Consider the following 25,160-nt stretch of genomic DNA (forward strand, 5'->3'; position numbering starts at 1 on the left):
GGATATATTTATTACCGTACGCAACCGCTGCCAATTCGCCATCCATGGCTCAGTGGCAGCTTGCGAAAACATCGTGTTTTCGCATTGCTGATATGCACAGAACACGAATTACTTCTAAGTCACAAATGTATCATATTACTTCATGAATCTATATGCTCATTTACATTGACATGCATTTTTGATATTATGTGATTATTGGAATGAAAAGGAGTAAGAAAATGGCATTTGACGGAGTAACCGTATCTGCAATCGTCAGTGAACTGAAGAAGAATCTGACAGGCGGACGTATCTATAAAATATATCAGCCGGAAGTGGATGAACTGTGTCTGGTCGTGAAAAACCGGACAGAACAGGGAAACACAACCAGTCGTCTGGTGATCTCTGCAGATGCCAGTCTGCCCCTTATTTATCTGTCCGGGCAGACAAAGGAGAATCCGACGACAGCTCCGAACTTCTGTATGCTGCTTCGGAAGCATATTGGAAATGCACGGATTTTGTCCGTGACACAGCCGAATTTTGAGAGAATCGTAGAGATGGAGTTAGAGCATCTTGATGAGATGGGAGATTTGTGCCGGAAGAAACTGATCGTTGAGATCATGGGAAAACACAGCAACATCATCTTCACGGATGCAGAGGGTACGATCATTGACAGTATCAAACATATTTCCCATCAGGTAAGTTCGGTGCGGGAAGTGCTGCCCGGAAGGACGTATGTATATCCACCGGCACAGGAAAAGGAAAATCCGCTTGATATAGATATCAATTATTTCATGAATCATGTTCTGCGTAAGCCGGTATCTGTAACGAAAGCCATCTATACATCCCTAACCGGATTATCACCGGTGATCGCAAATGAAATCTGTTATCGGGCCGGTGTCGATGGTGGGATGAGTACGGCGGGGCTTTCCATGCAGGAACAGGAAACGTTATATGGCGCGTTTGATACTATGCGTCAGAGTATAAAAGAAGAACAATTTACACCATGTATCGCATACCAGGGTTATGCACCGAAGGAATTTGCGGCGTGCACATTGACGATGTATGGAGAGGAAGCAGACGACCTTCCGAAGAAGGATATGGATGGTCTGAAAGCATTTCCGTCGATGTCTCCGGTCATTGAAGAATACTATCAGGCAAAAAGCGTAGTGACACGTATCAGGCAGCGGTCGACCGATCTTCGAAAGATCGTCAGTAATGCAATCGAGCGGACCGCAAAGAAATACGATTTGCAGCGGTCGCAGCTAAAGGATACAGAGAAACGGGATAAATATAAGGTCTATGGAGAACTATTGACTGCATATGGATATTCGTGCAAACCTGGCGATAAGGAAATCACCTGTGAGAATTACTATGATGGCAGTATGGTTACGATTCCGCTTGATCCGGAGCAGTCGGCGATGGAGAACGCAAAGCGGTATTTCAACAAATATAATAAGCTGAAACGAACCTATGAGGCTTTGATGGAGCTTACGGTAGAGTCAAAGGAGGAACTGGATTATCTGCTTTCTGTGCAGAATTCTCTGGAGATTGCCAAGACGGAGAATGATCTGCAGGAGATCAAACAGGAACTTATTGAAAGCGGTTATGTGCGTGGCAGATTCGATCGTAACAAGCAGAAGAAACAGGCGAAAGCAAAGCCGCTACATTATATATCCGGCGACGGATATCACATGTATGTCGGAAAGAATAATTTCCAAAATGAAGAACTTACATTTAAGTTTGCAGAAGGAAATGATCTCTGGTTTCATGCGAAGCAGATGCCGGGGTCTCATGTGATCGTCAAGACGAACGGAGAGAGAGAGATTCCCGACCGTACATATGAAGAGGCGGCAAGACTGGCAGCATATTACTCAACCGGAAAGGATGCACCGAAGGTAGAGGTTGACTATACGATGAAGAAAAACCTGAAAAAACCGCCGAAAGCAAAACCGGGATTTGTGATTTATCATACAAATTATTCGATGAGTATGGAGCCGGATATCCATGGAATTGCAGAAGCCTGAATCAAGAAATTAAACATGAAAACACCTTGATTTTTAGGGGTGCCTATACTATAATAGTGTAGATTATCGTTCATAGATAAGAAAGAAACGATAATCTGCATTATTTTTATGTGTGTGTAGGCACAGTGAGAAAATGGAGTCGCTTGGCGGCGGATGTATACAGGAGACTATCGTGATAAAAAGTATGACAGGCTTCGGAAGAGGCGAACAGGTAAATGACGATCGTAAGATCGTGGTAGAGATTAAGGCGGTGAATCACCGGTTCTGTGACATGAACGTGAAACTGCCGAAGAAACTGAATTATTTTGAGACAGATATCAGAGCTTGTCTGAAGGAATATATTCAGCGTGGAAAAGTTGATGTATTTATTACATATGAGGACTATACAAAGTCCAACGTGTGTGTAAAATATAATAAGGAAATTGCAACAGAATATGTGAATTATCTGAACAGTATGGTAGATGATTTTGACCTGCAGTCGGATGTAAAGCCATCCGTGATCGGCAGATTCCCGGAGGTGTTTACATTGGAAGAACAGTCCGTGGATGAAAATGAAATCTGGTCTCATTTAGAGGGAGTTGTACGGGAAGCAGCAGAGAAGTTTGCAGAGTCCCGTATCCGTGAGGGCGAGAACCTGAAGAAGGATCTGCTTGCAAAGCTTTCTGTAATGTCAGATATCGTGGCGTATATCGAAGAAAAATCACCGCAGATTATCGAGGATTACAAGAATCGGCTGATTGAGAAGGTGGATGAGCTCGCCATCAATACCCAGATTGATGATCAGCGTATTGCAGCCGAGGTTACGATGTATGCGGATAAGGTCTGCGTGGATGAAGAAGTTGTGCGTCTGAGAAGTCATATTGACAGTACGATTAAGATTCTGACAGAGGGTGGCGCTGTTGGTAGAAAGCTTGATTTTATCGTACAGGAGATGAATCGCGAAGCAAACACGATTTTATCGAAAGCGAATTCCCTGATTATTGCAGACAAGGGAATTGATTTGAAGACAGAAATCGAAAAGGTTCGTGAACAGATACAGAATATTGAGTAGGAGGAACCAGATAATATGGCAAAGAAAGGTTCTTTGATTGTTATTTCCGGATTCTCCGGCGTGGGTAAAGGTACGGTTGTCAAGAAGATGGTTGCCGAATATGGCTATAGTCTGTCTGTTTCTGCGACAACGCGTGCACCACGGGAGGGAGAAGTTGACGGAAGAGAATATTATTTCAAAACCGTGGATGAATTCCGGAATCTGATTGATTATAATGGGTTTATTGAGTGGGCACAGTATGTAGAAAACTACTATGGTACCCCTAGAAAGTTCGTAGAGGATGAGATGGCGAAAGGACATGATGTGATCTTAGAGATCGAAGTGCAGGGTGCCATGAATGTCCGTGAACAGTATCCGGATGCGATTCTTATATTCATCACAGCACCGAGTGCAAAAGGACTTCGCGAACGTCTTGCGGGGCGTGGCACCGAGAGTGAGGAAGTCATCAATAAGCGTATGCAGCGTGCGGTGGAAGAATCCGAGGATATGCAGCAGTATGACTATATCGTTGTAAATGACGATTTAGATACATGTGTACACAGCGTACACTCGATTATTGTAGGCAGAAAATGTCTGCGTGAAAATAATCTTGAGTTTATGGAAGAAATCAAAAATGAGCTGAAAGCTTTATAGGAAGGGAGATATAGACAATGATACATCCATCTTACACAGAATTAATGGAAGTAATTAACAGCGACGTGGAGCCGGGTGAACAGCCGGTTGTTCAGAGTCGTTATTCCGTAGTTATGGCAACTGCAAAGAGAGCCAGACAGATTATTGACGGTGCAGAGCCGCTCGTAAAATCTGAGAGTGGAAAGCCTCTTTCAACTGCAGTCGCAGAACTGTACAGCGGAAAAGTTAAGATTGTCGGTGATGACGAGTAAGACCCACGAAGGGGTTCAAAGGCTGCAGAACAAAAAGCTGTAGCCTTATTTACTTTTTGTTTGTATTCATTCATGGAGGAAGATTATGAAATTATCAGAAGTATTACAGGGACTTACCTACGAAGTATTGCAAGGAAATGCGGATGTAGAAATCAGAGAAATTCAGAATGATTCGAGAAAAGTAGAAACGGGAGATTTGTTTTTCTGTATCACAGGTGCTGTCTCAGATGGACATAAATATGCGGAAGATGTAGCAAAAAAAGGAGCAAGTGTGCTTGTAGTTGAAAAGCCGGTGCCGGTGCCGGACACTGTGACTGTGATCCGTGTGGAGAGTACCCGGTATGCGATGGGTATGATCAGTTCGGCGTTCTATGGAAATCCTTCTGGAAAACTGAACGTGATAGGATTGACAGGTACAAAGGGAAAGACGACAACAACGTACATGATCCGGGATATGCTGGAACGTTCCGGGATTAAAACCGGATTGATCGGTACGATTGAGATTATAGATGGAAAACAACATATCCATGCGAACAATACAACTCCGGAATCTATGATATTACATAAATATTTGCGGGATATGGTAGATAATGGATGTAAGGCGGTTGTTATGGAAGTTTCTTCCCAGGGACTGATGCTCGATCGTGTAGCGGGCGTGGATTTTGATTACGGTATCTTCACGAACCTGTCAAAAGATCATATCGGACCGAATGAACACGCAAGCTTTGAAGAATACCGGGATTGGAAAGCAAAACTTTTCACATTGTGTAAGGTTGGTATTTTCAACGTGGATGATGCGAATGCTGCCTATATGATGGAACATGCAGCCTGTGAAAAACTGACCTATGGAGAGACTGCAAATGCGGATTACCGGGCAGCGGATGTGAAGCTGTATCAGGAAAAGGGTGTGCTTGGAATCCAGTATGCGTTACATGGAAAACTTGAAGCACAGATGATGGTAGATCTGCCGGGCGAGTTTTCTGTACATAATTCACTCGCAGCCGTTGCTGTAGCAGATCAGATGCATGTGGCAGTAACCGATATACAGACAATATTGAAAGAAGTGAAAGTCCGTGGACGTGTGGAGATGATACCGATTTCCGATGCATTTACACTGATGATTGATTACGCACACAATGCAATGGCACTGGAAAGCCTGCTTACTGCGCTTCGTGCGTATCATCCGAAGCGGCTTGTTACTTTGTTTGGTTGTGGCGGAAACCGTTCAAGAGACCGTCGGTTTGAGATGGGGGAAGTATCTGGCAAGATGGCAGACTTCACAATTATTACGAGCGATAATCCAAGAGATGAAGAGCCGCTTGCAATCATTGCGGATATTGAGACAGGCATGAAGAAAACAGATGGTATATATGTGATGATTGCAGACCGGAAGGAAGCAATCCGGTATGCAATTATGAACGCGCAGGAAGGAGATGTGATCGTTCTTGCAGGAAAGGGACATGAAGATTATCAGGAGATTCATGGCGTAAAGCATCACATGGATGAGCGGGATTTGATCCGCGAGATTTTGGAGGAAGAGGATGTCACAACTATATGCGGATATAATAATCGATATTTCGCATAGCGCAATCGACCGGGTGTTTCAGTACCGGATTGGTGCCGAATGGGAAGAACAGGTGCAGATTGGAAGCCTGGTGACAGTTCCTTTTGGAAAAGGAAATGCGCACCGGCATGGATATGTGGTAGGCATCACGCAGACACCTTCTTATGCTCCGGATAAGATCAAGGAGATCGCAGAGGTGCCCCAGAAGGGAATCCCAATCGAAGGAAAGCTGATTCAGCTTGCTGCATGGATGCGGGAGACCTATGGTACAACGATGAATCAGGCACTGCAGACGGTGATGCCGGTGAAACAGACGGTAAGAAAGACCTCTCAGAAGGTGGAGGAGACGAAACTTTCGGAAGACCAGTGGGAGTTTGTGACACTTAACGAGGAACAACAGGCATTGGTGGATGAATTTACAGAAGATGTTCAGATGAGCATGCGAAAGACATATTTGCTGCATGGCGTGACGGGCAGTGGTAAGACAGAAGTCTATATCCAGTGCATCAAAGAAGTGATTCGGGAAGGAGGACAGGCGATTGTTTTAATCCCTGAGATTTCACTTACGTATCAGACACTGGCTCGGTTTCGGAAACATTTTGGTACGCGCGTGGCATTTGTCAATTCCAGACAGAGCAAAGGCGAGAAATATGAGCAGTTCCGGAAAGCAAAGGATGGCGAGGTTGACGTTGTGATTGGTCCGCGCTCGGCACTTTTTACACCGTTTCAAAACCTGAAGCTGATTGTGATGGACGAAGAACATGATTCTGCATTCAAAAGTGATCAGGCACCTCGCTATCATGCCCGGGATGTGGCAATCAAGAGGGCGGAATTAGAGAATGCAAGTGTAATTCTTGGATCAGCGACACCGAGCGTGGAGAGTTATGCAAGAGCGGAAACGGGACAATACCGATTATGGGAATTAAAAGACCGGCCGGATGGAGTGAAAGCACAGAAAATCGAAGTTGTGGATCTGCGCGAAGAGCTGAGGCTTGGAAACCGGAGCATTATCAGCCGTTGTCTGTATAAGAAGATACAGGAAAGTCTTGCAAGAAAAGAGCAGATGATGCTGTTTATCAACCGGAGAGGGTTCAATAGCTTTGTATCATGCCGGGCATGCGGGGAGGCGATCAAATGCCCGCGGTGTGACGTGGCGTTAACATATCATCAACATACGCTGCAGGCGACCAGACAGCTTGTCTGTCACTATTGTGGATACAGTATGGCGATGCCGCAGGCGTGTCCATCGTGCAAATCAAAGATGATCGCAGGATTTGGAACCGGAACCGAGAAGGTGGAGGAAGAAATCAAAAAGCTTTTTCCACAGATTAAAACATTGCGTATGGATCGGGATACAACGATGCGTAAGGATGCGGGTGCCAGAATCCTAAAACAATTTGCGGAAGGAAAGGCGGATATGCTGATTGGCACGCAGATGATTGTCAAAGGACACGATTACAGCAATGTGACATTGGTTGGCGTGATACTTGCGGATTTGTCACTGTATGCGAACGATTACCGCGCCGGAGAACGTACCTTTGATCTTCTGACACAGGCAGCCGGGCGTGCCGGACGTGGTGAAAAAGAAGGCGAGGTCGTGATACAGACTTACCAGCCGGAGCATTATGCGATAGCAGCCGCCGCCAATCAGGATTATAAAGCATTTTATGATATGGAGATGGCGTACAGACGGATGCTTCGATATCCGCCGGTGTATGATATGTTACAGATTCTGTTAACCGGGGAATCCAAAGGAAAAGTGGAGAGCTACGCCGGAATTTTGTGCCGGAACTTAAAAGAAAAGACGAACGCATTACAATATACACAGACCAGAATTATCGGACCGGGTGAAGCGGCAATTGGGAAGATTAACGATGAATACCGTTATGTGATCTATGTGAAGGCACCGGGGCTTGGTGCAATTACTACATTGCGTGATTATGTTGATACATGCAGCTGTGAATGTGTGACAATCACTGTAGATATGAATCCGATGACAATCTGTTAATTTAAGAGAAATATGGTTTATAAATTATAATATAAATGGAGGGCATTATGGCAACAAGAAAGATACGTTTAGATGGTGATGATGTATTGAGAAAGGTCTGCAAACCGATTGAGAAGATGACACCGCGGTTACAGACTCTGATTGATGATATGTATGAGACGATGTATGAGGCAAATGGCGTAGGACTGGCTGCACCACAGGTCGGCATATTAAAGCGCATCGTTGTAATCGATATCGGAGATGATAATGCCTATACATTAATCAATCCGAAGATTATCGAGGCAGACGGTGAGCAGACGGGAGAGGAAGGCTGCCTGAGTCTGCCGGGACTGCAGGGAACTGTTACAAGACCTAATCATGTGATCTGTGAGGCGTATGATGAGGATATGCAGCTTCGTCAGATCGAGGGTGAGGGATTACTGGCACGTGCCATCTGTCATGAATTAGATCATCTCGATGGAATTCTGTACAAGGATAAGGTTGAAGACGGACTTTATAAGGTAGAGCCGGTTAATCCGGAAGAGTAGCAAAAAACGGATGCACGGCAGGGTAGAACATGGAGGTAGAGCATGAGAATTATATATATGGGAACACCGGAATTTGCAGCCATTGCGCTTGCGGCAATTGTAAAAGAGCATGAGGTTGTTGCGGTTGTGACGCAGCCGGACAAGCCACAGGGAAGAAATCGTAAGCTGGTGCCAACACCGGTTAAGGTGAAGGCACAGGAATATGCGATTCCTGTCTATCAGCCGGAGAAGGTGCGGGAAGCAGAGATGGTAGAGACGCTTCGGTCATACAAGCCGGATGCAATCGTGGTAGCTGCATATGGACAGATATTGCCGGAGAGCATTTTATCGATTCCACCGTATGGCTGTATCAATATTCATGCGTCATTGCTTCCGAAATACCGTGGCGCGGCACCAATCGAGCGTGCAATCATTGATGGTGAGACCGTGACGGGCGTCACAACGATGTATATGGAAAAAGGGCTCGATACCGGAGATATGATTGACAAAGTAGAGGTTGTTATCACGCCGGAAGATACCGGAGCCACGCTGCATGACAAGCTTGCTGTGGCAGGAGCATCCCTGATTTTAGAGACACTCATGAAGCTTGAAAATCATACAGCAACACGGACGAAGCAGGATGATACGCAAAGTTGTTATGCTTCGATGCTCTCCAAGGACATGGGACAGATGGATTTCTCAAAGCCTGCAGAAAAGCTGGAGCGGTTGATCCGCGGACTGAATCCATGGCCGTGTGCATATACACAGATTGATGGTAAGAATGTGAAGATCTACAAAGCAAAGGTGATCACAATGGATGCTGCATATCAGGCGCAGGCACAGGCAAAAGTGGAACAGACACTGGCCTTTGCTCCGGGCGAGATCGTGGAGGTTGCGAAGAAGTATTTCGTGATCGCGTGTGGTACAGATGCATTGCAGATTCAGAACCTGCAGCCGGAGGGCAAAAAGCCGATGGATGCGGCTGCCTATCTGAACGGTAATCCGTTAAAAGCGGGAATGTATGTAAATCAGGATTAAAAAGGAGAACCGGATGGATTCAAGAGACGTGGCGTTGACCGTATTATTGGATATAGAGACAAATCACACATTTTCAAATATAGCACTTGGAAATGCACTTCGCAAAAATCAGTTTACCGATAAAGTAGAACGTGCCTTTTTATCCAGGCTGGTGGAGGGCGTAACAGAGACAAAGCTGCGGCTGGATTATGTAATTGATCAATTTTCAAAGACGAAAGTGCGGAAATGCAAACCTGTGATTGCCTGTCTGTTGCGGATGGGGTGCTATCAGATTCTCTTTATGGATGGTGTTCCGGATTCTGCCGCATGCAATGAGTGTGTGAAGCTTGCGAAAAAACATGGTTTTGCGGGCCTTTCCGGATTTGTAAATGGTGTGCTTCGGACAATCGCACGGGAGAAAGCTGGGATCACATATCCGGATCAGAAAAAAGAACCGGAGAAGTATTTGTCTGTGCTGACATCGACACCGCATGGACTTGTGCAAAAGCTTGTTTCGGAATATGGTGTAGAAAGTACAGAGACAATTTTACAAGCGGCATTTACAGATCGGAAGACGAGCATTCGTTTGAATATACATCAAATCAAAGAAAACGGAGAGACACCGGATTCTTATAAGAAACGACTCGAAGAGGCAGGCATAATGGTTGAACCGGGAGCATATTATGAAGGTGCATGGCTGTTATCCGGATATGATTTCATTCATAAAATTCCGGGGTATAAGCAGGGATATTTCACCGTGCAGGATGAAAGTTCGATGTGTGCCGTTTCGGCAGCAGACATCAAATCAGGGGATCTGGTTATGGATATCTGTGCGGCACCGGGCGGCAAAACGACAGCGGCAGCGGAATCTGCACGGGAAGGGCACGTGCTTTCAATGGATATTGCAGAGGATAAACTGGAGCTGATCGAAGAAAATGTTGAACGGTTAAAACTTACAAATGTTGATATCCGTTGTCAGGATGCGACAGAATATATGCAGGAACAGGAGGAAAACGCGGATGTTGTTATCGCGGATCTGCCTTGTTCCGGACTTGGTATTATGGGACGGAAAAACGATATCAAATACCGGGTGACAGAAGAGCAGATAAAGTCTCTTGTGGAATTACAGCATACGATACTGCAAAACGCCTGCCGTTATGTGAAAGCAGGCGGGACGCTGTTGTATAGCACCTGCACGATTACAAAGGAAGAAAATGTATTACAGGTGGAACGATTTTTGAAAGAACATCCGGAATATACATTGAAAGAACAGCGGCAGTTTCTGCAGGGCATCGATGCCTGTGACGGATTTTATTATTCGGTGCTGCGCAGACAGAGATAAAATTTTGGATATATAAAAGGAGAAGTGTCAGATCAAAATGGACATCAAATCAATGTACCTTGCAGAAATTGAACAATGGATGAAAGCACATGGACAGCCGGCATTTCGGGCAAAACAGGTGTTTCAGTGGATGCATCAGAAGTATGTGGAATCGGTGGAGGATATGTCGAATCTTCCGAAAACACTGCGTGCACAGATGGACGAAGAAGGATTTATCCATATCGAGGCAGAGACAAGTCAGGAATCCAAATCGGACGGTACAATCAAATTCTTATACCGCCTGTCGGATGGACAGATGATCGAAACGGTGTTTATGCGTCACAACTATGGAAATTCGGTATGTATCTCGTCGCAGGCAGGATGCCGGATGGGATGCAGGTTCTGCGCATCAACGATCGGAGGGCTGGTGCGGAATCTGACAGCATCGGAGATGCTCGAACAGATCTACGCAACGAGCCGTATCACCGGGGAACGCATCAGCCATGTGGTCGTGATGGGAACCGGGGAACCACTCGATAATTACGAGAATCTGATCCGCTTTTTACGTCTGCTTATCGATGAGAATGGTTATAACTTAAGTGCCAGAAATATCACTGTATCGAGTTGCGGAATCGTGCCGCGTATCTATGATCTGGCAAAAGAGGATATCCCGATTACATTTGCACTTTCTCTGCATGCACCAACGGATGAAGAACGAAAAGAACTGATGCCCATAGCACATCAGTATACGCTGGCAGAAACATTAGCTGCCTGTCGTGCGTATTTTGATCAGACCGGACGCAGAGTGACGTTTGAATACAGTCTTGTCAAGGGGAAAAATGATACGATAGAACAGGCAGGAAAGCTTGCAAAGCTGCTTGCCGGCATAAACTGCCATGTTAATTTGATTCCCATTAATCCGGTGGAGGAACGGGAATATGAAAGCAGTGACAGTAGTTCGATTGAAAAATTTAAATCCACTCTTGAAAAATATCACATAAATGCTACAATAAGGAAGAGTATGGGTAGCGATATAGACGCTGCTTGTGGTCAGTTACGAAGGAAATATGCGTTTCATCATCAGGAGGATCCCCATGCATTCTAGTGGAAAGACGGATACCGGGATTAAACGTAATAACAATCAGGACAGTATTTTTTTCAGTGACACTCCGGTCGGCCCACTTCCGAATCTTTACATCGTAGCAGATGGAATGGGCGGACATCGCGCGGGGGACAAAGCATCGAGGATGGCGATTGATATTACAGTGGATTTTGTAGAGAAGTCCACAATAGAAAATCCGGTAGCACTGTTAAAACGGGCAATGTTATTTGTAAACAATGAAATATATAAGGCGGCGTGCGCCGATCCCGATTTAAATGGAATGGGAACGACGATGGTAGCGGCGGTTGCACAGGATGGAAAGCTGTATGTGGCGAATGTCGGTGACAGCAGGCTGTATGCGATTGGCGGGGAGATACATCAGATTACGATGGATCATTCCCTGGTAGAGGAACTGATCCGAAAAGGTGAATTGGAACGTAAAAAAGGTCGTAATCATCCGGAGAAGAACATTATCACGAAGGCGATGGGTTCGAGAGATGAGATGATGCCGGACTTTTTTGAGATAGAGATCAACACGGAAGAAAAATATCTGTTATGTTCAGATGGGTTGTCAAACATGGTTGAGGATGACGAAATAAGGGATATTGTTTCCGAGGAAGACGATTTAGACCGGATTGCACAGGAACTTGTAGACCGGGCGAATTACTATGGTGGATCGGATAATATATCCGTGATCATTATATCGGCAGATTGATGACCGAGTAGAGAACGAAGATAGCAGAAAGGGTTGAAATCATGTTAAAACCAGGAATGATATTATGTGATAGATATGAGATTTTGGACGTGGTTGGCGCAGGCGGAATGTCTATTGTCTACAAGGCAAGAGACCACAGACTGAATCGTAACGTAGCAATTAAAGTACTGAAGCCGGAGTTTAGCAACGACAAGAATTTTGTGACAAAATTCCGTATTGAAGCGCAGGCTTCCGCGGGACTGACACATCCGAATATTGTAAATGTATACGATGTTGTCGATGATGAAGGAATCTACTGTATCGTGATGGAGCTTGTAGAGGGCATCACATTAAAGCAGTATATCGAGCAGAATGGCCGTCTCAATATGGAGACAGCAATTGATTTTTCTATTCAGATTGCATCCGGATTGGAAGCGGCACATGAGAATCATATTATCCACCGCGATATTAAACCGCAGAATATTATCGTATCGAAAAACGGAAATATCAAGGTCACGGATTTTGGTATTGCGAAGGCAGCAAGCAGCAACACACTGACATCCGGCGCGATGGGAAGTGTGCATTACATATCCCCGGAGCAGGCACGTGGAGGTTACAGCGATGAGAGAAGCGATATTTATTCTCTCGGTATCACGATGTATGAGATGGTAACCGGAAGAGTTCCGTTTGAAGGGGATAACAACGTATCGGTTGCACTCATGCATATCCAGAATGAGATGATTCCTCCGAGACAGTATTATCCGGATATCTATTCCAGCTTTGAAAAGATTATTCTGAAGGCAACACAGAAAAAGCCGGAGCGCAGATATCTGACCGCGAGTGCATTGATTGCAGATTTGAAGCGGGTACAGAATAACCCGAATATTGATATTGTGGTTGCTCCGACATCGATTACGAACAGCCCGACACAGGAGTGGACGAAGGAAGATGTGCAGGCAATCCGGAACGGCAGCGCCAACCGTGATATGTACAGTCAGCCGTATGATAATCCACCGGTATCGCAGGAGATGGGAGAGATTCGTCCAATCGGCTATAATTCTACTCCGCAGGCGAACAGTGGAAGAATCAATGAACTTCTGCAGGAAGATGAAGATGAATGGGAAGATGAGTATGAACCGGAACCACAGCCAAAACGTGGCAGCTTGAAGAAGGTTCAGGATTATGACGAAGATGAAGATATTGAGGACGATGAGGATCCGGATGATATCGATCCGGGTATCCGTAAGGCAGTGACGATTGCAGGTGTTGCAACAGCTGTTATCATTGCAATCATCATTATAGTTGTGCTGGGTAACGTACTTGGCTGGTTTAAGTTTGGATCTAAGAAGGATAATAAGAATAAGATTACATCGGAAGAAGTACAGTCTGTTGCAATGCTTAGCGTAACCGGTATTTCAGAGGAAGCAGCTTTGAAGATGCTTACAGATGCAGGATTTACGAATGTCAAGACAGAGCATGTAGAGGACGAGAAGACACAGGAAGGTTATGTATTTGAGCAGAGCGTCAAAGAGGGCGAGATGATACCGGTTGATCAGGAAATCATGCTCAAGGTCAGCGCAGGTGCGGAAGAAATTGATGTACCGGATGTCAAAGGGTATGAGGATTCGCAGGCGGTAACATTGTTGACAGAAGCCGGTTTTCAGGTAAGCCATGCTTACGAATACAGTGAAGATGTTGAAAAAGATAAGGTTATCAAGACCGATCCGGAAGGTGGCACAAAGGCTGCCAAAGGGTCAAAGATTATCGTGACAGTCAGCAACGGCTCTGAGAAAAAGGAAGTAGAAGTTCCAAACTTAGGCGGACTGACAGAGGCACAGGCAAGAGATTCGCTGTCAAGCAAGAAGCTTTCTGCCGGAAGTGTGACACATGCAAACAGCGACAGTGTCGCAGCAGGTATGGTTATCAGCCAGAATCCTTCGAGAGGAACAACCGTGACAGAGGGAGACAGTGTTGACTTCGTCATCAGTGATGGACCGGAAGAGAAACAGAAGACATACAAAGCAAGTATTTCAGGTACGATTACCTGCAATGATCCCGCCTTGGATGGTTCTGCAGTTACAGTTCAGGTTATCTTCAACGGTGGTGCTGTTTATGAGCAGACAATCACGGTTAATTCGGGCGGTTCTTATAATGTATCTGCCAATGTACCAAATCTGTCATCCCAGAGTGGCAGTGCAAGTTTTGTGATTCTGGCAGGAGGAACGGATGTGACATCGTCCTTTACGGTACCTTCGCCAACTGTTTCGTTCTCTGAGGAATAAATAAAGTATAGGAAGTCTATGCAGGGAAAGATTATGAAAGGTGTGGGTGGATTTTATTATATCCACCCACATAATACTGTAAATACCATATATGAATGTAAGGCCAAGGGTGCATTCCGCAACCGGAAGATCAAACCGGCGGTCGGTGATAATGTCGAGATTGAGATCATCAGTGAACAGGATAAGACGGGAAATATCGTCGAGATTTTTCCGCGGGAGAATCTGCTGATCCGGCCGGCAGTTGCGAATGTTGATCAGGCAGTGATCGTATTTGCGCTGGCAGATCCAAAGCCGAATTACAATCTGTTAGACCGCTTTCTGATTATGATGGAACAGCAGGGCGTTGACACGCTGATCTGTTTTAACAAGTCGGATCTGGTCAGTGAGCAGGAAGCACAGGAAATCTGTGCTATCTATGCAGGCGCCGGCTACCGGGTGTTCCTGACGGTTGCAAAGGAAAATGTCGGAGTCGATGCATTCCGGGAAGCTATCCGTGGTAAGACAAGTGTCTTTGCAGGACCTTCCGGTGTCGGGAAATCATCGATGTTGAATGCATTGCATCCGCAGGCACAGGTACAGACCGGAGCAGTCAGTGAAAAGATCCGCAGGGGTAAGCATACAACGAGACATTCGGAACTGATCTATATTGAAGAAGACACGTATATCATGGATACGCCGGGATTCAGCTCACTTGCGATTGAAGATATGGAACCGGAAGATTTAAAGGAATATTTCCGGGAGTTTGAAAGCTGTAACGGTCGTTGTAAGTTTCATGGCTGTGTGCATATACATGAGCCGGCGTGCTTAGTGAAAGAAGCATTGCAGGAGGGAACAATCTCGCAGCTTCGCTATGATAATTATATACAGCTATATGAAGAATTAAAAAATAAAAGGAGATGGTAGACATGAATATTCTTTCACCGTCATTGTTATCAATTGATTTTAACCACATTGAACGAAATGCAAAGGTATTGGATGAAGCAGGTGTCAAATGGTTTCACTTAGATGTTATGGATGGAACCTTTGTACGAAATATCTCCTTTGGACCACCGGTTATCAAATGCATCCGGAAGATTACGGAAAGTTTCTTTGATGTACATCTGATGATTAATGAACCAATTCGTTATATCGATGCATTTGCGGATGCGGGAGCAGACATGCTGACCGTACATTATGAGGCATGTAAGAATCTTCAGGAGACGATTGACGCCGTTAAAGAGGCAGGCATGAAGGTTGGAATTGCTGTGAATCCGGAGACACCGGTGCATTGGTTAGAATATTACATCAATCAGGTAGATATGGTACTCATCATGAGTGTCAATCCGGGTTTTGGCGGACAGAAGTTTATGCCAATCGCTCTTACGAAGTTACAGGAAGTAAAGGCACTTGCCGAAGAAAAAAATCCGGAGCTTTTGATTGAAGTTGATGGTGGTATCACGGTTGACAATGTACAGGATGTATTAGATGCAGGTGCCAATGTTGTCGTTGCGGGTTCCGCTGTATTCAAGGGTGACAAGAAAGCAAATATCGCAGCGTTTATGGAGAAGTTGAACGCGTAGAACATAAATGAAAATGAAAAACAAATATTGTCTCATAGTCACGGGTGGCTCTGTAGATCAAGATTTACTCACAGCTGTTTACGAGGGTGCATATGGATATCCGGTTCATCCGTATGTGATCGGTGTAGACAAGGGGCTGGAGATATTACAACAATTGGATATCGAACCGGATTTGATAATCGGAGATTTTGATTCCGCAAATGACGGCATCAGAGCGAAATATGTGACAAGCCCTGATGCCGTTGTGCGTGAGAAGTGTATTGTGTTAAACCCGGAAAAAGATTTTACCGATACACATGTTGCGGTCTTAGAGGCGGCAAAACGTGGATTTGCACGGGCATTACTGCTTGGTGCAACCGGAATCAGACTGGACCATACATTGGGAAATCTGAATCTGCTTTATTTATGTTATCAGGAGGGAATCTATGCAGAAATCTTAGATCTGCATAACCGCATATCCCTGATTGAAAAAGAAAAGATAGTTCGTGCAGAAAACCTGTATGGACCTTACATATCTTTACTGCCCTTTTCGGAGTGTGTGAAGGGCATTACCCTCAAAGGTTTTAAATATAATGCGTATGACCTGTCAATCAGAAAGGGAGAGACGATAGGCATAAGCAACGAATTAAGAGAGGAGGAAGGTCACATAACGATTGGAGATGGGTACCTGTTTCTTATGGAGACCAAAGATTAAATGTCAACATGGGTAATACTTGCATTTGTGATTTACATGATTTTCATGTTGGGAATTGGTGTTATTACAGCGAGGAAAAACAAAAGCTCGGATGATTACTTCTTAGGAGGTAGAAACTTAGGAGGATGGGTGACAGCCCTCTCCGCACAGGCATCCGATATGAGTGGATGGATGCTGATGGGACTTCCCGGCTGTGTCTATGCATTCGGTGCGAATCAGGCATGGATTGCAATCGGACTTCTGATCGGTACGATTTTGAACTGGGTAATCGTAGCAGGACGTCTGCGCCGCTATACAATCAAGGCAGGCAATGCAATGACAATTCCGGAATACTTAAATAACCGGTTTCGCGATAAGCACAGTATTTTGATTACGATCTCTGCGATTGTTATCGTAATTTTCTTTGTAGTATATTCTGCATCCGCATTTGCATCCGGTGGAAAACTGTTCTCATCCATCACAAAGATGGATTATCATCAGGCGTTGATTGTAGGTGCTGTTGTTATTTTGATCTATACGTTCCTTGGAGGCTTTCTTGCTGTTTGTACAACGGATTTTGTACAGGGTATGATGATGCTGGTTGGTGTACTTGCTGTTCCGATTCTGGTTGTCATCGTACTTGGAACCGGAAATATTGTACCGAATCTTGTAAAATCCGGTCTGGATGTCGATGCAAAAGATTATTTGAACATCTTCATGCAGGATGGCAAGCCTATCTCAGGAATCAGTATTGCGTCTCAGCTTGCATGGGGACTCGGTTATTGTGGTATGCCTCATATCCTTGTTCGATTTATGGCAGTCCGCGATGAGAAGGAACTTGCAAAATCCAAGAAGGTTGCTATTGTGTGGGTACTGATTTCGCTTGTACTGGCTTGCGTAATCGGTGTACTTGGCCGTGCATATCTGTATCCGATGGTACTTTCAAATGAGGGTGCCCAGTATGAGAATGTTTATATTGAGATGATTAAGAAGCTTTTCATGACGGATTATACATTGCCGTTTATCGGTGGCCTGCTGTTATGTGGTATCTTAGCAGCAATCATGTCAACGGCAGATTCTCAGCTGCTTGTGTCTTCGTCCGCTGTGGCAAATGATTTGTTCAAGGGTGTATTCTTCAAGAAATTAAAGGATAAGCAGATTCTGATTATTGCGCGTGTAACGGTATTTGTCGTAGCAATCATTGCAATCATGATTGCATGGGATCCAAATTCCTCTATCATGAATCTGGTCAGTGATGCGTGGGCAGGACTTGGTAGTGCTTTCGGACCGGCAATCCTGATGTCACTTTACTGGAAACGAATGAATCTGGCAGGTGCCGCTGCGGGTATGGCGAGTGGTGGATTGACCGTTATTATCTGGGATTATGTCAAGTGCTGTACACTGGATGGCGTTCGTGTGACACCTTCGGTTTATACAGGCGTATATTCTCTGCTTGTTGGATTTGTTATAAGCCTTGTGTTTATCGTGGTTGTATCACTGGTAACACCAAAGGTCAGCGATGAAATTATGCAGGAGTTTGAGGATGTAAAGAACGGAAACGTCGATGCATAAATAAAACAAAAAGAAAATGCCGGATGCGAGCCGGCATTTTCTTTTTGTATTTTTTAAAAGAGAGGATTTATGAAAAAACTATGGTTATAATATAATCTATAATTATGAACAAATTATGACATAAGTTGAAAGTTTGTGTAAATATTAAGCTGAAATGTAAAAATTAACATGCAAAACCGGGAGAAAATGAGCAATGCAGATTAAATTAATTGTGGTAGGCAATGTCAAAGAGGTTTTTTATCAGAAAAAAATAGAGGAATTTCAAAATCGGATACAGAAAAAAACACCCTTTCAACTCATTTGCCTGAAGGATGAAAGTATTCCGAAGCAGGTGTCGGATGGTGTAATCCGGAAAATCAAGGATACAGAAGGAGAGAAGATATTAAGTCAGTTACAGAATACGGATTATGTTGCTGCACTTTGTATTGACGGCAGGAAGATGGATAATTCAAAAATCCAAAAAAGTATAGAAATTGCCGAACAGCGTGGAAAAACAAGTATTGCATTTGTAATCGGTGGTTCTCTCGGGTTATCCGATGCGGTTGTAAAACGAGCAGATGAGAGGATAAGCTTTTCCGATATGACATTCCCGCATCAGCTTATGCGGGTGATGCTTTTAGAGGTGCTTGCAGATACTATTTGTGGTATGTAATATGGTTCAAGATAGTATAGGCACGGTAGAGCTGCTCTGTCAGGACAACTGTGGTGAGATCCGGAGACATCGTAAATCCGGAAAGTGAAAATGATGGAAAATCAGAGCGCCCGGTGGAATCTGCCCCATTATTATCAGATAAAACATCAAAGGATTTTTTTTGGATTATAAACTCGATTCTGGAGATACCGGACAGACCGATCTGCTCGATTTTGGAAGCAAACTCTTCCGAAGAAATCGTGTCTTTTCCCGGCACTACAAGGAAGCAGGCAGATGAAGCAGACAGTGCGAGTCTGGAAAAATCTTTATAATAGATACATTTGACACGACAAAAAGCGGAGAGCCGTTTGACATACTCCGCAACTGCTTTTGCATACTCGATATCTAATTTCTTTTTTTCGATATGTATCAAAATTTCCATGCAAATATTGTAACATAATTCTTTTCATATGTCTTTGAAAATGGTAAAATATATTTAATCGTGCCTATGGATAATTATAAAGATTCGATCGGGATAAAATACAAGATGAATAAATGCTTGAATATATAGAGGATAATTATGACAGAGAAAAAGATTTTGGTATTGGATATTGATGGAACACTGGTGAACTCGAAGAAGGAGATTACTCCGGAGACACTCAAATACTTAAAGATGATACAGGAGCAGGGACATGTTGTTGCACTGGCTTCCGGAAGACCGTTTCCGGGATTAAAACAGTATTCCGATGCGATAGGACTTGCGGAATATGGTGGTTATGCTTTGAGCTTTAATGGTGGAAAGGTGATTTCATGTGCCACGCAGGAAGTAATCTATACAAAGGCAATTCCGAACCGTTATGCAAAGATTCTCTATGAATTTGCGAAAAAACGCCATATTGGAATGGTAACATACAAAGACAATCAAGTGATTACCGGAACAGATACAGATGGATATATGGAATTTGAGGCAAGACTGAATCATATGGAATTGCGGCAGGTGGATGATTTTCTTGGATTTGTTGATTTTGACATGATCAAATGTCTGATGACGGCGGAACCGGAAATGGCTGAACAATATGAGAAGGAACTGTCGGAACTGGTATCTCCGGATCTGAATGTATTCCGTTCGGAACCATATTTTATAGAGATTACGGTAAATGGTGTGGATAAGGCGGAATCAATTGCCAGATTGTTAGAGCATATTGGTATGACACGTGAACAGTGTATCTGCTGCGGGGATGGCTTCAATGATAAAACGATGGTGGAGTATGCAGGTATCGGTGTCGCTATGGGAAATGCGCAGCAGGTTGTAAAGGATGTGGCGGATTACGTGACGGCAACCTGTGACGAAGACGGTGTAGTTGAAGTAATCAAGAAGTTTGTATTATAGATGGGTTATAGAATGAAGGGCAGAAGATGAAGGAATATTTAATATCAACCAAAGCTGATACTTTGGCTGATCTGCGGGAAATAGTAAAACATTCTTATATTGAAGAACTGAGTATTGTCTATGCGTCGGAGTATTTTACGAATCCGGCTGGGGTGCTTGCTGCAATTAAAGAGCAGTTCACAGGAGAAAAAATTGTAGTTCGCAGTTCTTCGAAGAGTGAAGATAATATGGAGACAAGCAATGCCGGACATTTTGAGAGTGTGCTGGATGTAGATGCTTCGAATGATGAGGCGATTGCACAGGCGATTGATAAGGTATATCAGTCTTACGTGGAAGGCACATTCACAGATGAGGCAAAGCAGAAGCTGATGGATGCGCAGGAAGAGGTGCTTGTTCAGAAGCAGACAGAGCACGTGAAGATTTCGGGCGTTGTCTTTACAAGAGACATCATTTATAACCGTCCGTATTACATGGTGACATATGATGATAATGGAAGTACAGATTCTGTGACAAGCGGCGTACGGGGAAAGACGAAATGGATTGCGAAAAATGCGTCCAGAGAGTTTCTGGAGTATGAATTTGTGGATCTGATCACAGCGATCAAGGAGATCGAGGCAATCTATGATTATGTGTCGGCACTGGACATAGAGTTTGCAATTCTGGAAGATGGAACGGTTGTTATTTTCCAGGTGCGTCCGCTTGCGGCTGCGCTGAAGATCATTGCTCCTATGACAGACCGGGAGTTTAAGGATACAAAGGCACTTGCCAAATGCATGTATCTGGATACCTTTCATATTCTTTCAGATATGGCATTCTGGAATCCGGCGGAGATCATCGGAAGTAATCCGAGACCACTTGATTATTCTCTGTACCGAGAGCTTATCACGGCTCATATCTGGTCGGCAGGATTGCAACCGCTCGGGTATCAGCCAGTGCGTGGCGAACTGATGCAGAAGGTAGGAAATAAACCGTATATTTCGGTGAATTATACATTTGATGGGCTGACACCTGCGGGACTGCCGGAGGATCTGTGCTATAAGCTTAACCAGTATTATGAGCAGAAGTTAAGACAGGATAAAACGGCACATGATAAGATTGAATTTGAGATTATCTTTAACACGTATGATTTCATGACGGATACACGTCTGAAAGAGCTTACAGAATATGGATTCAGTGATGCGGAGATATCGCAGCTTCGCAATGCATTGTTTGAGATTGCGAGACAGACATTGGAGCATTATGATGAAATCTGCGAGGAAGATCTGCGTTCTCTTGGGCAGTTGACGGAGCTTCGCCATGAACTTCGTACCCATACACCGCTTGCAGAGACGAATGTCATGAAATTGTACAGCTATATTGATGAACTGCTTGATTCCATCAAGGATCATGGAACACCGCAGTTTACAAGACAGGCACGTTGTGCGTTTATGGCACGCAGCTTTTGCCGGACACTTGTGGAAAAAGGATATTTTTCAAAACAGGAAATGGATGATTTTATGTTGTCTATTCCAACCGTTGCATCTGAGTTTGAACGTGATTTTGATCTGTACAGTCATGGCAAGATGAGCCGGGAGGATTTCAATCATCTGTATGGACATCTGCGTCTTGGCACTTATGATATCCGTTCAGACAGCTACCGGAATATCTATTTTGATGTGGCAACTGCGAATCTGAAGGGCAACAACAAAGTGAAACAGGAAGCGAAGAGTCTGGATGAGAACAAATTGCAGATCGCTTTGGATGAGGCAGGAATTCCTATAACACCGGAGAAGTTTATAGATTTTATCAAGCGGGCAACGCAGAACCGGGAATATTTCAAATTTGAATTCACGAAGTCTCTGTCGCTCATGCTGGATGTGATCGTGAAGCTTGGAGAGGTGATGGCGATTGCAAGAGAGGATATGTCGTATCTGGAGATTCAGGATCTACTGAGCTATCATAGCCGGGATTCTTATATTCAGACGATTGAGACACGGAGACGATTCTACCATGTGAATTCTTATCTTGTATTGCCGGAAGTAATCTTTGATGTCGGGGATATTGATGTGATCGACATTGATGAGGCAAGACCAAACTTTATCACGAACAAAGTGGTGGAAGCTCCGATTGTGAATCTGGATGAAGATCATGATTCTGATATCACAGGTAAGATCGTGGTTCTTACAAAAGCAGATCCGGGGTATGACTGGATATTTGCGAAGGATATCGCCGGCTTTGTGACGAAATACGGAGGTGCTGCTTCCCATATGGCAATCCGTTGTGCGGAGTTTGGTATTCCGGCGGCGATTGGCTGTGGGGAGAAGATCTATCAGCGGATTCACCGGATGCAGGTGATGCAGTTGGATTGTGAGAATGGAAGAATTACAGAAAAGACAAGTCAATAAATTGATTTCATATTAGGCATGGTGTATAATAAAATGATGAGACAAGGAGGAAGTCTACATGGGATTTTTTAAAGATTTCAAGCGTGATTTTGCGCAGGCGGTCAATGAGCTTATGCCGGATAAAGATGAGCTTGGCGCAGAATACGACGATGAAGATATGGTAAATACATTCGATGAAAATGACCAGATGGATGTAGCGCCGGAAGATCTGCTCGAGAATCTGGATGAGATCCGGATTGACAAGCCGGAAGATACGATGCCGGAAGTGTCAGAAAATCTGGAACATTTTTCAAATGTAGAGACAGCAGAAGAATCTGGCGGCAGCGAAGAGACATCGGTGTTTGACACAGTTCCTGAAGCAGAAGTGATAGCAGATGATCTGGAACTGGAACCGGAGCCTTTTTCAGAAGATGAACTGAATCCAAAACCGGATATGGAATATCTGCAGGCAGAAACTGTAACAGAAGAAACAGAAGAGCCGAATGCAGAACCAGAAACGGGAGATGACGAATTAAAGGCACTGGATGCACTTGATGAAGAGAATATGCTGGAGCATACAGACGAAGCACTACTGACAGAGCCGGACACAGAGGAAAAACAGGAGGAACTGTCAAGTTTTCTGACTGCAGACCTTGGAAAAGCGGTCGAGGATACTTTGGCAAAGCAGGCGGAAGAAGAACTTGAAGCGGAGAAAGATCAGATACAGGAGGATATGACCGTGGAGACAACAACAGCAATGCCAGAAGAAAAGACAGATGTGAATACTTTGATAGAAGCAGACACGACGTATATTACGAAGGCGACTGTGATCAATGGCGATTTACAGACCGATGGATGCATTGATCTGATCGGAACAGTCAATGGAGCAGTAAGCTGTGATGGAAAACTGATCGTTGGCGGCTCAATTACAGGTGATGTACAGGTGGGTGAATTATATGCAAATGCAGCCCGTATTGAAGGTGATGTACATGTGGTTGATGCGGCAAAAATCGGAGTAGGAACTGTAGTGGTAGGAAACGTGTTTGCAGGTTCTGCTGTGATCGCAGGCGCAGTGAAAGGCGATATCGATGTGCAGGGACCGGTAATTGTGGATTCCACAGCCGTTATCATGGGAAATATAAAGTCAAAATCTGTACAGATCAACAATGGTGCTGTGATTGAAGGTATGTGTTCCCAGTGCTATTCAGAAATTGATGTTAAAAGCTTTTTTGAATAAAAGATAAGGAGTATCAAACGATGAAGATGGACAGAATTTTATTAAAACTTTCCGGAGAGGCACTTGCCGGAGAAAAGCACACTGGATTTGATGAGGCAGTTGTCCGTGATGTTGCAAAGCAGGTGAAAGCAATCTGTGATAAGCATATTCAGGTAAGTATTGTCATTGGTGGAGGTAATTTCTGGAGGGGAAGAACATCTGACAATATGGATCGTGTGAAAGCGGATCAGATTGGTATGCTTGCAACTGTGATGAACTGTATCTATGCAGCAGATGCCATGCGTGCAGAAGGGTTGAAGACACATATCATGACACCGTTTGCCTGTGGCAGTATGACAGAACTCTTCAATAAGGATAAGGCAATTGAGTATCTGGAAAATGGGGAGGTCGTGTTCTTCGCAGGTGGAACCGGACATCCATATTTTTCAACAGATACAGCAACTGTGCTTATGGCGATTGAGGTTGAAGCAGATGTGATCCTGTCTGCAAAGGCGATTGATGGTGTCTATGACAGTGATCCAAAGACCAATCCCAACGCAAAGAAGTATGATACAATGCCGATATCAGAGATCGTGGATAAAAAGCTTGGTGTGATTGATCTTGCGGCAGCCGTACTTGCTATGGAGAACAAGATGCCGATGATGCTGTTTGGATTGAATGATGAAGGAAGCATCGAGAAGGCAGTAACTGGTGGATTTACAGGAACTACAGTGACAGTGGAATAGTTTGATAATAAATATATTGGAGGAAAAAACATGTTAGCACAGTATGAAGAGAAGATGAAGAAGACGATTGAGAGCCTGCAGAAGGAGTATACAACGATTCGTGCCGGACGTGCAAATCCGCATATTCTGGATCGTATCACAGTATTATATTATGGGGCACCAACACCATTACAGCAGGTTGCAAATATTACAGTTCCAGAGGCAAGAACAATCATGATCTCTCCATGGGAGTCCAGCCTGATCAAGGAAATTGAGAAAGCAATTGTATGTTCAGATCTTGGTATCAATCCAAACAACGATGGTAAGAACATTATCATTAATTTCCCGGAACTGACAGAGGATCGCAGAAAGGAACTTGCGAAGGATGTTAAGAAGAAGGGTGAGAATGCGAAGGTTGCAATCCGTAATATCCGTCGTGATGCAAACGATGCATTGAAGAAAGCAAACAAGGCAGCAGAAATGTCTGATGATGAACTCAAAGGTAATGAAGACAAAGTGCAGAAGATGACAGATAAGTACATCGCACAGGTTGATCAGGCAATCGACGAGAAAACAAAGGAAATTATGACTGTATAAGG

23 protein-coding genes are annotated in these 25,160 nt (G+C 44.2%); 22 read left to right on the forward strand and 1 reads right to left on the reverse strand.

From position 1 onward, the window contains the following. Nucleotides 1-218 precede the first annotated feature (218 nt). From KP625_RS00655 to KP625_RS00735, 17 genes are all read left to right on the forward strand, one after another. A complete protein-coding gene (locus KP625_RS00655; RefSeq protein WP_238298666.1) occupies nt 219-2,003 on the forward strand; it encodes an Rqc2 family fibronectin-binding protein in 1,785 nt (594 codons plus the stop codon). Nucleotides 2,004-2,175: 172 nt separating this feature from the next. Next, entirely contained in the window at nt 2,176-3,054 is an 879-nt protein-coding gene (locus KP625_RS00660) for a YicC/YloC family endoribonuclease (protein WP_238298668.1), read from the forward strand. A gap of 15 nt (nt 3,055-3,069) precedes the next feature. Further along, nucleotides 3,070-3,687, forward strand: a complete 618-nt coding sequence (gene gmk, locus KP625_RS00665) for a guanylate kinase (RefSeq protein WP_177969814.1) — start codon at nt 3,070-3,072, stop codon at nt 3,685-3,687. Between the two features lie 44 nt (nt 3,688-3,731). Continuing rightward, on the forward strand, nt 3,732-3,938 hold the full coding sequence (gene rpoZ, locus KP625_RS00670; protein ID WP_370641379.1) for a DNA-directed RNA polymerase subunit omega: 207 nt from the start codon (nt 3,732-3,734) through the stop codon (nt 3,936-3,938). Nucleotides 3,939-4,023: 85 nt separating this feature from the next. After that, nucleotides 4,024-5,523, forward strand: a complete 1,500-nt coding sequence (locus tag KP625_RS00675; protein ID WP_177969812.1) for a UDP-N-acetylmuramoyl-L-alanyl-D-glutamate--2,6-diaminopimelate ligase — start codon at nt 4,024-4,026, stop codon at nt 5,521-5,523. Then, nucleotides 5,480-7,510: a replication restart helicase PriA gene (gene priA, locus KP625_RS00680; RefSeq protein ID WP_238298669.1), complete on the forward strand. Its 2,031-nt coding sequence runs from the start codon at nt 5,480-5,482 to the stop codon at nt 7,508-7,510. Before KP625_RS00675 ends, priA begins: the two co-directional genes overlap by 44 nt. 47 nt (nt 7,511-7,557) lie before the next feature. Further along, complete coding sequence (def, locus tag KP625_RS00685; RefSeq protein WP_177969810.1) at nt 7,558-8,037, forward strand: peptide deformylase; 480 nt, start codon at nt 7,558-7,560, stop codon at nt 8,035-8,037. A 42-nt stretch (nt 8,038-8,079) separates the two neighbouring features. Then, nucleotides 8,080-9,054, forward strand: a complete 975-nt coding sequence (gene fmt, locus KP625_RS00690) for a methionyl-tRNA formyltransferase (RefSeq protein WP_238298671.1) — start codon at nt 8,080-8,082, stop codon at nt 9,052-9,054. Nucleotides 9,055-9,067: 13 nt separating this feature from the next. Further along, entirely contained in the window at nt 9,068-10,375 is a 1,308-nt protein-coding gene (gene rsmB / locus KP625_RS00695; RefSeq protein ID WP_238298673.1) for a 16S rRNA (cytosine(967)-C(5))-methyltransferase RsmB, read from the forward strand. Between the two features lie 37 nt (nt 10,376-10,412). Continuing rightward, nucleotides 10,413-11,459: a 23S rRNA (adenine(2503)-C(2))-methyltransferase RlmN gene (rlmN, locus tag KP625_RS00700; protein WP_238298675.1), complete on the forward strand. Its 1,047-nt coding sequence runs from the start codon at nt 10,413-10,415 to the stop codon at nt 11,457-11,459. Beyond that, nucleotides 11,449-12,171 (forward strand): Stp1/IreP family PP2C-type Ser/Thr phosphatase, encoded by a 723-nt coding sequence (locus tag KP625_RS00705; RefSeq protein ID WP_177969806.1) that lies wholly within the window; start codon nt 11,449-11,451, stop codon nt 12,169-12,171. Before rlmN ends, KP625_RS00705 begins: the two co-directional genes overlap by 11 nt. A gap of 41 nt (nt 12,172-12,212) precedes the next feature. Continuing rightward, on the forward strand, nt 12,213-14,432 hold the full coding sequence (gene pknB / locus KP625_RS00710; protein ID WP_238298677.1) for a Stk1 family PASTA domain-containing Ser/Thr kinase: 2,220 nt from the start codon (nt 12,213-12,215) through the stop codon (nt 14,430-14,432). An 18-nt stretch (nt 14,433-14,450) separates the two neighbouring features. Continuing rightward, a complete protein-coding gene (gene rsgA / locus KP625_RS00715) occupies nt 14,451-15,335 on the forward strand; it encodes a ribosome small subunit-dependent GTPase A (protein WP_238298679.1) in 885 nt (294 codons plus the stop codon). A gap of 2 nt (nt 15,336-15,337) precedes the next feature. Continuing rightward, nucleotides 15,338-15,991, forward strand: coding sequence for a ribulose-phosphate 3-epimerase (gene rpe, locus KP625_RS00720; RefSeq protein ID WP_238298681.1), 654 nt, complete (start codon nt 15,338-15,340; stop codon nt 15,989-15,991). A gap of 13 nt (nt 15,992-16,004) precedes the next feature. Beyond that, a complete protein-coding gene (locus KP625_RS00725) occupies nt 16,005-16,685 on the forward strand; it encodes a thiamine diphosphokinase (RefSeq protein WP_238298683.1) in 681 nt (226 codons plus the stop codon). Next, on the forward strand, nt 16,686-18,236 hold the full coding sequence (gene putP / locus KP625_RS00730) for a sodium/proline symporter PutP (protein WP_238298685.1): 1,551 nt from the start codon (nt 16,686-16,688) through the stop codon (nt 18,234-18,236). Nucleotides 18,237-18,429: 193 nt separating this feature from the next. Beyond that, on the forward strand, nt 18,430-18,888 hold the full coding sequence (locus KP625_RS00735; RefSeq protein WP_238298687.1) for a 23S rRNA (pseudouridine(1915)-N(3))-methyltransferase RlmH: 459 nt from the start codon (nt 18,430-18,432) through the stop codon (nt 18,886-18,888). On the opposite strand, the gene KP625_RS00740 is transcribed toward KP625_RS00735, so the two are convergent. Continuing rightward, on the reverse strand, nt 18,872-19,309 hold the full coding sequence (locus KP625_RS00740; RefSeq protein WP_238298689.1) for a 23S rRNA (pseudouridine(1915)-N(3))-methyltransferase RlmH: 438 nt from the start codon (nt 19,307-19,309) through the stop codon (nt 18,872-18,874). The genes KP625_RS00735 and KP625_RS00740 overlap by 17 nt on opposite strands. 138 nt (nt 19,310-19,447) lie before the next feature. On the opposite strand from KP625_RS00740, the gene KP625_RS00745 reads away from it, so the two are divergent. Genes KP625_RS00745 through frr form a run of 5 tightly spaced genes read left to right on the forward strand, consistent with a single transcriptional unit; the run spans nt 19,448 to nt 25,158 of the window. Beyond that, nucleotides 19,448-20,257 (forward strand): Cof-type HAD-IIB family hydrolase, encoded by an 810-nt coding sequence (locus KP625_RS00745; RefSeq protein WP_238298691.1) that lies wholly within the window; start codon nt 19,448-19,450, stop codon nt 20,255-20,257. Nucleotides 20,258-20,283: 26 nt separating this feature from the next. After that, nucleotides 20,284-22,641: a PEP-utilizing enzyme gene (locus tag KP625_RS00750; protein ID WP_238298693.1), complete on the forward strand. Its 2,358-nt coding sequence runs from the start codon at nt 20,284-20,286 to the stop codon at nt 22,639-22,641. Nucleotides 22,642-22,699: 58 nt separating this feature from the next. Beyond that, nucleotides 22,700-23,857, forward strand: a complete 1,158-nt coding sequence (locus tag KP625_RS00755) for a polymer-forming cytoskeletal protein (protein WP_238298695.1) — start codon at nt 22,700-22,702, stop codon at nt 23,855-23,857. Between the two features lie 20 nt (nt 23,858-23,877). Further along, on the forward strand, nt 23,878-24,582 hold the full coding sequence (pyrH, locus tag KP625_RS00760) for a UMP kinase (RefSeq protein WP_441316602.1): 705 nt from the start codon (nt 23,878-23,880) through the stop codon (nt 24,580-24,582). Nucleotides 24,583-24,612: 30 nt separating this feature from the next. Further along, a complete protein-coding gene (gene frr, locus KP625_RS00765) occupies nt 24,613-25,158 on the forward strand; it encodes a ribosome recycling factor (RefSeq protein ID WP_238298698.1) in 546 nt (181 codons plus the stop codon). Nucleotides 25,159-25,160 lie beyond the last annotated feature (2 nt).

The sequence above is a fragment of the Eubacterium sp. MSJ-33 genome, assembly GCF_022174665.1.
GTDB lineage: Bacteria > Bacillota > Clostridia > Lachnospirales > Lachnospiraceae > Coprococcus_C.

What these genes read in the sequence shown, in the direction of transcription:
- KP625_RS00655 (WP_238298666.1), top strand. Translation starts at nt 219, where the DNA reads ATGGCATTTGACGGAGTAACCGTATCTGCAATCGTCAGTGAACTGAAG.
- gmk (WP_177969814.1), top strand. Translation starts at nt 3,070, where the DNA reads ATGGCAAAGAAAGGTTCTTTGATTGTTATTTCCGGATTCTCCGGCGTG.
- rpoZ (WP_370641379.1), top strand. Translation starts at nt 3,732, where the DNA reads ATGGAAGTAATTAACAGCGACGTGGAGCCGGGTGAACAGCCGGTTGTT.
- KP625_RS00675 (WP_177969812.1), top strand. Translation starts at nt 4,024, where the DNA reads ATGAAATTATCAGAAGTATTACAGGGACTTACCTACGAAGTATTGCAA.
- priA (WP_238298669.1), top strand. Translation starts at nt 5,480, where the DNA reads ATGTCACAACTATATGCGGATATAATAATCGATATTTCGCATAGCGCA.
- def (WP_177969810.1), top strand. Translation starts at nt 7,558, where the DNA reads ATGGCAACAAGAAAGATACGTTTAGATGGTGATGATGTATTGAGAAAG.
- fmt (WP_238298671.1), top strand. Translation starts at nt 8,080, where the DNA reads ATGAGAATTATATATATGGGAACACCGGAATTTGCAGCCATTGCGCTT.
- rsmB (WP_238298673.1), top strand. Translation starts at nt 9,068, where the DNA reads ATGGATTCAAGAGACGTGGCGTTGACCGTATTATTGGATATAGAGACA.
- rlmN (WP_238298675.1), top strand. Translation starts at nt 10,413, where the DNA reads ATGGACATCAAATCAATGTACCTTGCAGAAATTGAACAATGGATGAAA.
- KP625_RS00705 (WP_177969806.1), top strand. Translation starts at nt 11,449, where the DNA reads ATGCATTCTAGTGGAAAGACGGATACCGGGATTAAACGTAATAACAAT.
- pknB (WP_238298677.1), top strand. Translation starts at nt 12,213, where the DNA reads ATGTTAAAACCAGGAATGATATTATGTGATAGATATGAGATTTTGGAC.
- rsgA (WP_238298679.1), top strand. Translation starts at nt 14,451, where the DNA reads ATGCAGGGAAAGATTATGAAAGGTGTGGGTGGATTTTATTATATCCAC.
- rpe (WP_238298681.1), top strand. Translation starts at nt 15,338, where the DNA reads ATGAATATTCTTTCACCGTCATTGTTATCAATTGATTTTAACCACATT.
- KP625_RS00725 (WP_238298683.1), top strand. Translation starts at nt 16,005, where the DNA reads ATGAAAAACAAATATTGTCTCATAGTCACGGGTGGCTCTGTAGATCAA.
- putP (WP_238298685.1), top strand. Translation starts at nt 16,686, where the DNA reads ATGTCAACATGGGTAATACTTGCATTTGTGATTTACATGATTTTCATG.
- KP625_RS00735 (WP_238298687.1), top strand. Translation starts at nt 18,430, where the DNA reads ATGCAGATTAAATTAATTGTGGTAGGCAATGTCAAAGAGGTTTTTTAT.
- KP625_RS00740 (WP_238298689.1), bottom strand. Translation starts at nt 19,309, where the DNA reads ATGGAAATTTTGATACATATCGAAAAAAAGAAATTAGATATCGAGTAT.
- KP625_RS00745 (WP_238298691.1), top strand. Translation starts at nt 19,448, where the DNA reads ATGACAGAGAAAAAGATTTTGGTATTGGATATTGATGGAACACTGGTG.
- KP625_RS00750 (WP_238298693.1), top strand. Translation starts at nt 20,284, where the DNA reads ATGAAGGAATATTTAATATCAACCAAAGCTGATACTTTGGCTGATCTG.
- KP625_RS00755 (WP_238298695.1), top strand. Translation starts at nt 22,700, where the DNA reads ATGGGATTTTTTAAAGATTTCAAGCGTGATTTTGCGCAGGCGGTCAAT.
- pyrH (WP_441316602.1), top strand. Translation starts at nt 23,878, where the DNA reads ATGAAGATGGACAGAATTTTATTAAAACTTTCCGGAGAGGCACTTGCC.
- frr (WP_238298698.1), top strand. Translation starts at nt 24,613, where the DNA reads ATGTTAGCACAGTATGAAGAGAAGATGAAGAAGACGATTGAGAGCCTG.